At 44.7% G+C, this 7,365-nt stretch carries 5 protein-coding genes; 3 read left to right on the top strand and 2 right to left on the bottom strand.

Going from position 1 to position 7,365, the window contains the following annotated elements; genetic code table 11:
* On the bottom strand, positions 1–865 hold an 865-nt coding region (locus tag IJJ71_RS04405), incomplete at its 3' end, for a HisA/HisF-related TIM barrel protein (protein ID WP_296845555.1).
* A gap of 154 nt (positions 866–1,019) precedes the next feature.
* Here IJJ71_RS04405 and IJJ71_RS04400 point away from each other — a divergent pair.
* The 3 genes from IJJ71_RS04400 (at position 1,020) to IJJ71_RS04390 (ending at position 5,513) form a co-directional block, all read left to right on the top strand.
* Positions 1,020–1,526, top strand: coding sequence for a hypothetical protein (locus IJJ71_RS04400; protein WP_296845554.1), 507 nt, complete (start codon positions 1,020–1,022; stop codon positions 1,524–1,526).
* Positions 1,527–1,641: 115 nt separating this feature from the next.
* Positions 1,642–4,752 (top strand): right-handed parallel beta-helix repeat-containing protein, encoded by a 3,111-nt coding sequence (locus IJJ71_RS04395; protein WP_296845553.1) that lies wholly within the window; start codon positions 1,642–1,644, stop codon positions 4,750–4,752.
* A gap of 80 nt (positions 4,753–4,832) precedes the next feature.
* Positions 4,833–5,513, top strand: coding sequence for a tRNA-uridine aminocarboxypropyltransferase (locus IJJ71_RS04390; protein WP_296845552.1), 681 nt, complete (start codon positions 4,833–4,835; stop codon positions 5,511–5,513).
* A gap of 243 nt (positions 5,514–5,756) precedes the next feature.
* On the opposite strand, the gene IJJ71_RS04385 is transcribed toward IJJ71_RS04390, so the two are convergent.
* The coding region (locus tag IJJ71_RS04385) for a glycoside hydrolase family 3 protein (RefSeq protein ID WP_296845551.1) at positions 5,757–7,365 on the bottom strand (1,609 nt) is incomplete at its 5' end.

Genomic DNA, 7,365 nt, shown 5'->3' with positions numbered 1-7,365 from the left:
GGCTAAAGAAAGTGAGTTTTCCTGTTGCAAAAGATTTTTCGAATGCTTCTTTGTTAGAATAGCCCATCATCAAAACCTCGCCACTTGGTGACTGAGCGATTACAGGAATCATGCCATCAACTTTTTCAAAATTGAGACAGCCGATGAAAGCGTCTTTGAGATTGACCTTGCCAGTGTACAAAGCCATTCCGAGCTGAACGTCACAGCCAAGTTTTTCAAGCTCAACAATCTGCTCCAGAGTATTTACGCCGCCAGCAACAACGACACGGCAGCTTACAGCCTCTCGCAAAGCCTTGCAAGCTTCCATGTCAGTTCCCTGCATACAGCCTTCTTTTTCGACACAAGTGAACAAAAGCTCTGAACAGTATTTTTCGGCCTGTTTTGCGCCCTCAATCAAAGGAATATCGACAGTCTCAGTCCAGCCTTTTACGGCGATTTTGCCCTGAATTGAATCAACAGAAATAATCACGCGCTGTTTACCGATTTTTTCGCAAAGTTCCTTCAAAAATTCTTCGTTAAGAACAGATTCGCCGGCCTTTGGAGAAGGATTCCATGCAGCCGAACCGATGATGACCTTCTCAGCTCCCAAAGAAATAAGCTCGCGGGCTTTTTTGACATCGCGGATGCCGCCACCAACGCGGACATTTCCTTTTCGCAAAAGAGATTTGAGAAGCGGCGTGTTTTTCGTGTTGCCTTTTTCGTCAGTGTTACGAAGTGCCTGGTCAAGGTCGATGATTGCAACTTCGCCATATTTATTAAAATCAGAAATCAAAGAATCAGCGTCATCACGCTTTAAAACCAAATCCTTTCCATTTTTAAGCTGGACGACCGAACCGTCCTTCATGTCGATTGAAGCTATTACCATAAATAAAATTATATCAAAAATCAGAATCATACACAATTAAGAGAAAGCAAGTTTAAACTATGTCGGAATTGTCAAAAAAATTGAATGTTTTTTATTTTACCGAGGAATTATACTTTCAATACAAGGATTTAAAACATACATTTGGAGGATTTTTATGAAAAAAATCATTGCTGTCTTGGCAGCTGCATTTATGTTCGGAGTTTCTGCTTTTGCAGAAGGCTATATCAACGCAAACGATATTCCGGTTGGTGAAATCAAAGCTGATGCGCCGCAGGAAGACGGATTCGTAATCCACGGGCTCGCATCAAAAAGCGTCAAAATTGAAAAGAATGCAACAAAATTCGCAGGCGAAAAATTCACACAGCGATTCAAAATGGGTGGTTCACGCCTTGAAGGTGAGACAGAGCCAAAAGTAAAGATTTCTTTCCCTGCAAAAAAAGGTGAGACAATCAGCGTATACGGAAAAAGCTCAAACAAAAAAGATGACCGCGTTGCAGAAATCTATGACGCACAGGGAAATGTACTTGCATCACTTCCAATGTATGCTGACGGAACAGCAAAAACAGCTGCACAGACATTCGTAGCTCCAGCAGACGGAACTTATGCACTCGGCTCAAAAGGAAGCACAATCTACATCTACAAGATTGAAGTAACCAAATAATTGATTCCTGACTGAATTTTTCTAAAAATCCACGGGAATTAAAAAGGCAGACCGGTCAGTGTCTGCCTTTTTTATGATATAATCTATCTAACTTTATAGAAGGAGTTTAGGAACGATGAAAAAATCTATCTTAAATCTTTTGTGTGCAAGTGCAATCGCAATTTTTGCCACGGCAAATGCCTTTGCGGACAGAGCTGCCTGGTCAGATGTAGCGGCTCCATCAATCACAAAAGTTGAACAGACCGGCCCCAACGAAATCACAGTATCTTTCAACAGTATCACGGGCAACAATGGTGCTGACGGCGGCGAAGTCGCAATGACATCTGATGTCGGAGCTTCAAAAAAGAATATGTACGGAAAAACCAGAAAAGAAGCAAAAGAATCTTCTTTTACGCTGAAAACTTCCGGAACATATAAATTTGTTGTATATGCAGAGCGCGAAGGTGAATCATCAAAACATGAATCTGCACCTGCAACATTCAAATACACACTTCCACTGGTTAAGTCAATTCTTTCTGCCAGAAACCTCGGTGAGGGCAAAATCAAGGTTGACTGGACGGAAGTTCCAGAAGCAGACGGCTACATCCTTTCATACACAGATGCTAGCGGCAAAAAAGTCTCGCTTCCAAAATCAACAGAACTTACCGCGGAAGTCACACTCCCAGTCGGCACAGTCACAACTTTTGTCGTAACGGCAACCCGCGGCTCAGAAAAGCTCAATTCAGATTCCCTCAAAAAAACAACGAGCAAAATCGAGGAACGAGTTTGGGATTTCGCAGAATTCGGAACATCAACAAATCCTGACAGAAACACTTTCGAGATTCTTGATTCTGACAACCTCAAAGTAAAACTCAATTCTTGCACATTCGATCCAAAAACAGGCACAATCGCCAACAAGGGCGGAAAATTCGAAACTTTCTTTGATGGAATTTCTTTCTATTATACAAAACTCAATCCAAAAACAGAGAACTTTGAGCTTACCGCAACTGTAACGGTTGATTATCACAACCCATCTGCCGATGGACAGGAAGGTTTCGGTCTGCTCGCAATCGACAGACTTTGGACAAGCGGCGAATCTATGACAATCGCTTACAACAACTCGGCTGGCGTTATCTCAAGAAAATACACCGCCCATGTTGACGGCGTAAAAAAAGAAATCAAAGACGGACTCGGCTCACGATTCGTCACAGGAATCACAGATTCAATCATCGAGGCCGGCGATTCTGAAATCTCACAGAAAGCATCAAGTGTCAGCAAGGCATTCAGCTATGACCAGGCATCAGATGCAATCAAAACTGGCGACAAATACCGGATTACGCTCAAAAAAGACAATACTGGCTACCACGCAATCTACAAACGCGCAATTGCTTCGGAAGATTCAGTCGAAGAATTCATCCTGTACGACAGCGAGAACAAAAAGCTCACTCAGCTCGACAAAGACAATATTTATGTAGGTTTTGCCGTAGCACGAGGATGTAACGCAACTTTCAGCGATGTTGATTTCAAAGTCACTGACCCGGCAAAAGATCCACCACCAACAGAAGAGCCTCCAGAGCTTATTCCGCTCACAACACTCATCGACTGTCCTCAAACATGGTACAACACAAGCTATCCTTTCGTATTCACATCTAACGCAAAGGGTACAATCACAGTTAAAGACAACGACGGAAAAGTTCTCCTCAACGAAGGAAAAGTCGAGGCAAATGTTGATTTCAAACAGACTCTCAAAATCAAGAACGGAATCAACGACCTTCTCGTAACTTTCGCTCCAGAAAACGGATGGGAACCAGCTCCAAAATCAGTAATCGCACAGTTCAACAAGACTTTGGGCGAATACGAAAAGAATTACAGTCCTGTAACATACACTCACAGCATCATCGCAAAGGCAATCAAGGGAAGCAAGATTTATGTTACTCAGGACGGCGATGTATTCGGCGATGGAAGCAAATCTTCTCCAGTCGATTTGGAATCAGCAATCCTCTATTCTAAACCTGGCCAGACAATTCTCCTTGCAGGCGGAAAATATCATCCGACAAAATCTCTGTGGATTGAGCGAGGAAACGACGGAACTGCTTCTAAACGAAAAGTTCTCAAATCAGAAGACCCGAACAACCGTGCTGTAATTGACTTCAATGGCTCAAAAGCAGCAGTTTCTGCATTCAACATCTACGGTAACTACTGGACAATTGAAAACATCGATGTTACAGGCGCACCAGATGACTGCAAAGGCATTCAGGTTGCAGGAAGCTACAATCAGCTGATTATGGTTGACGCTTACTTGAACGGCGACACAGGTATTCAGATTTCAGGCCGTGCTTCAGAAGCTCCAGAAAAATGGCCACACGACAACTTGATTTACGGCTGTGAATCATTCGGAAACGCTGACCCGGCACAGAACAATGCCGACGGTTTTGCATGTAAACTCACAGCAGGCGAAGGCAACATCTTCCGAAACTGCGTTGCTCACCACAATGTTGACGACGGATGGGATTTGTACGCAAAGATTGAGACTGGCCCGATTGGAGCAGTCCTCATCGACAACTGTATCGCTTACAACAACGGCCGAAAGATTGACAACAGCGGTAAGGGTGACGGAAACGGATTCAAGCTCGGTGGAGACGGAATTGCGGTCAAACACCTCATCAAGAATTCTGTTGCATTCAACAACGACTTGAACGGAATCACGACAAACTCTAACCCGGCCCTCATTGTTGATGCTTGTTCGCTCTACGGAAACAAGGACACAAACCTCAACTTCTACGGAAAAGGTGATGCAGACAAATATCCTCGAACAGTCAAGGCAACAAATGTACTTTCTATTGAAGGTTCTGGCCGTGACAAATTCGACGAATCAAAAGACCCAACTTTGAAAGCCCGCCTCGACTCAGATAACAACTTCTTCTTCGGAGGAGCTGAATCTGTCAACAAGAGCGGCGCAAAACTCGGAAAAGAAGCCTTTGTTAATGTCGATTTCAAGGACATCGCAAAAGGCCTTAAAGAAGACGGAAAAACATTCAATCGACTTCCACGAGATAAAAACGGCGTATTCCAGCTCGGAGATTTGTTCAAGCTCACTGACAAAGTTCCAGCAGGAATCGGCGCAAATTACAACGGCACAAGCTTCAAGATTTCAAAAGGCTCAACAAGCAAACTGCCACTCGTAATCGCAATCATTGTTGCAATCGCAGGATGTGCAGTCCTTTTTGTAACAAAAAAGCGAAAATAAATCCTAACTGATGTGATTTTTGCCCCGTGTTTTTAAGCGCGGGGCTTTTCTTTTTATGGCAAACCCTTTAAAATCCCCTCATGCGTCAAATCTGCTATAAATGTCTTCGTCCGACAGAAAGCTGTCTCTGCAAATTCGTTCCGCCGTTTGACTGCGGCGTGAAATTCGTGTTTCTCATGCATCCAAAAGAAGCAAAACGCAACAGAACGGGAACAGGCCGCGTTGCTCATGCCGGGCTTATTGATTCAGAAATTTTAATTGGAATTGATTTCACTAAAAACGCCAGGCTTTGCGAGCTTCTGGCAGATGAGCGGTATTATCCGGTGCTTCTTTATCCGGGAGATGATGCCTGGAACGCCCACAAAGAAGGATTTAAGGCCGAAATTGGCGGCAAGAAATTGCTCGCAATCATAATTGATTCAACATGGTTCTGCTCAAAAAAAATGCTCAAGCTCAGCACGAACATCATGGCACTGCCAAAACTGAGCTTTGCACGCGCATATAAATCAATCTACACTTTCAAAAAAGAGCCGAGCGAAGAATGTGTCTCAACGATTGAAACCTGCTACTATCTGATAAAAGAACTCCAGGAATCTGAAATCGTGGACAAAAGCGTAAATCCAGAATGTCTGATGAACGCGTTCAAAGAACTCATAAAATTCCAGCTTCAAAAAGAAAATGACAGAATCGACGGCAAACTCCCAAACTCCCACGCCACGGATTTTAAATATACGACTAAGAAAATTATACCAGAATTTTAAATCGCTACTGAATTTTTAACTGCTGATGAATGCAAAAACAAGCGTAGGTGGGGTTGTGGCACGAATCCACTTTGTGCGTACGAGCGAAGCGAGTCAGACACCTTATACGCACAACCTAGTGAGCGTCAAGAAAACTTGCGAGGCAAGTTTTTAGCGAATCTCCGTAGCAGCTGTGCTGCGAAGGTGGATTCCAATGCCTCGTTCCCGCCGAGAGCTTGTTTTTGTGTTTATCCAATAATTGTATTAATTTAAAGGCAATTTTCCTTTTGGCTCAAATTCTCCTGCCAGAGCCGCGAACAACGCCTGATATGTGAAATGCGAATAGCTGTAGCCGAGAAGAATCGTGTCCGCGAACTCAAATCCACTCATAACCGGGATTGGCGAGAGCGCCGAAAGAATTATGACTCGTTTTCCGCAATTTTTGAGCCTTTTTGCAATCTCTGCGCCCTCTTCATTCGGAACATAGAAAATAATCGTATCGTAATTGTTGGCCATGTACGAAAGTTGATTTCCGTTCCAGTCGATTCCAACCGGCCCCAGCCCGTCAAAATTGATTTTGTAACTGTCAGCCTCTGCATAGCGTTTTTTTGCTTCGGTGAAGAAATCAGACTCTCCGCGGGCAGAATCACTCGGTCCTACGATAAGAATTTTTTCGCCGCTGTTTTTGTATGGAAGAGTTCCGCGCTTGTAAGCCGTAATTGACCGACATGCCTGAGAAAGGAAGAATTTCTGCCCTTCCCTGTCAGGAACAAGCTCCTTTAAGCGGGAAATTTCTGGATAAAGAGGAGCCGCATTTCCGCTCTTAAAATAGTCGAGTTTTGAAAGCACGACCCTTCTTGCTGCCGTAGTGACAATCTCGCGGAACTTCGGATTAGTCTTGATATTTGAAAGATTCATCGTCCAGAGGCGTTCGTCAAGCTCAGCCGTGCGCGAACTCAAAATAATGTCGTTTCCAGCCTCTATCGCGCGCTTGAATGCCTCGGAACTGCTGCCAGCATAGCCCCATGCGCCAGTCATCATCATGTCGTCAGTAATAATCAGGCCTTTGAAGCCAAGTTTTTCACGGAGAATGTCATGGAGCCACGGGCGTGAAAGCGAAACAGGATCCTGCTCAATCCGCGGATAAAGAAGATGGCCGCTCATGATTGCAGGAACATTCTGCGCAATCAGATATTTGTATGGAACCAGCTCGCGTTTTTCGGCCTGCTCCCAGTCAATGTAAACGCCCGGCAATTTTATGTGCGAGTCGGAGCTAGTGTCGCCATGCCCCGGAAAATGTTTGGCCGTAGGAATCACACCGGCCGCAATCGAGCCTGCGACAAAAGCCGAGCCGAGCTGCCCGACAAATTCAGCATCTTCGCCAAACGAGCGGACATTTATGACCGAAGAATCACGGTTCGTGTACAAATCAACTGTTGGCGCGAAATTCATGTTGATTCCGAGAGCCTTGATTTCACGGGAAAGATAATATGCGCTGTAATATGCGTCAACAGGATATTGAGAAGCCCCGATTGCCATGTTGCCCGGAGTTTCCGTGGTGTCGCCCTTTACATGCCTGATCCAGCCGCCTTCCTGGTCAGTCGCAACGAAAAGCGGAATCTGAAAACGCCGTCCCTGAGCTTCCTGCTGCAGCATAAAAATTGCCTTTGCGACCTTTTCAGTGTTGTCCGTGTTCCAGCCAAAAACCTTTACGCTTCCCAAGCCACGGTCACAAACCCACTGATTCAAAAGTGCGCTTGGTTCCTCGCCTGCCCAGCCGAACATAAAAATCTGGGCAAGCATTTCCTCGTCGGTCATTTTTGAGATTAAAAAATCCGCAAGTTCCTCGTTCGGGTAATCGCTCCAAAAGTTT

The sequence above is a fragment of the Treponema sp. genome (assembly GCF_017430385.1).
Lineage (GTDB): Bacteria > Spirochaetota > Spirochaetia > Treponematales > Treponemataceae > Treponema_D.
This window is presented reverse-complemented; position numbering and strand designations above follow the sequence as displayed.

Bases quoted from the DNA above. Each gene is read 5' to 3' on its own strand.
- IJJ71_RS04390 (WP_296845552.1), top strand. From the start codon at position 4,833: ATGCGTCAAATCTGCTATAAATGTCTTCGTCCGACAGAAAGCTGTCTC.
- IJJ71_RS04400 (WP_296845554.1), top strand. From the start codon at position 1,020: ATGAAAAAAATCATTGCTGTCTTGGCAGCTGCATTTATGTTCGGAGTT.
- IJJ71_RS04395 (WP_296845553.1), top strand. From the start codon at position 1,642: ATGAAAAAATCTATCTTAAATCTTTTGTGTGCAAGTGCAATCGCAATT.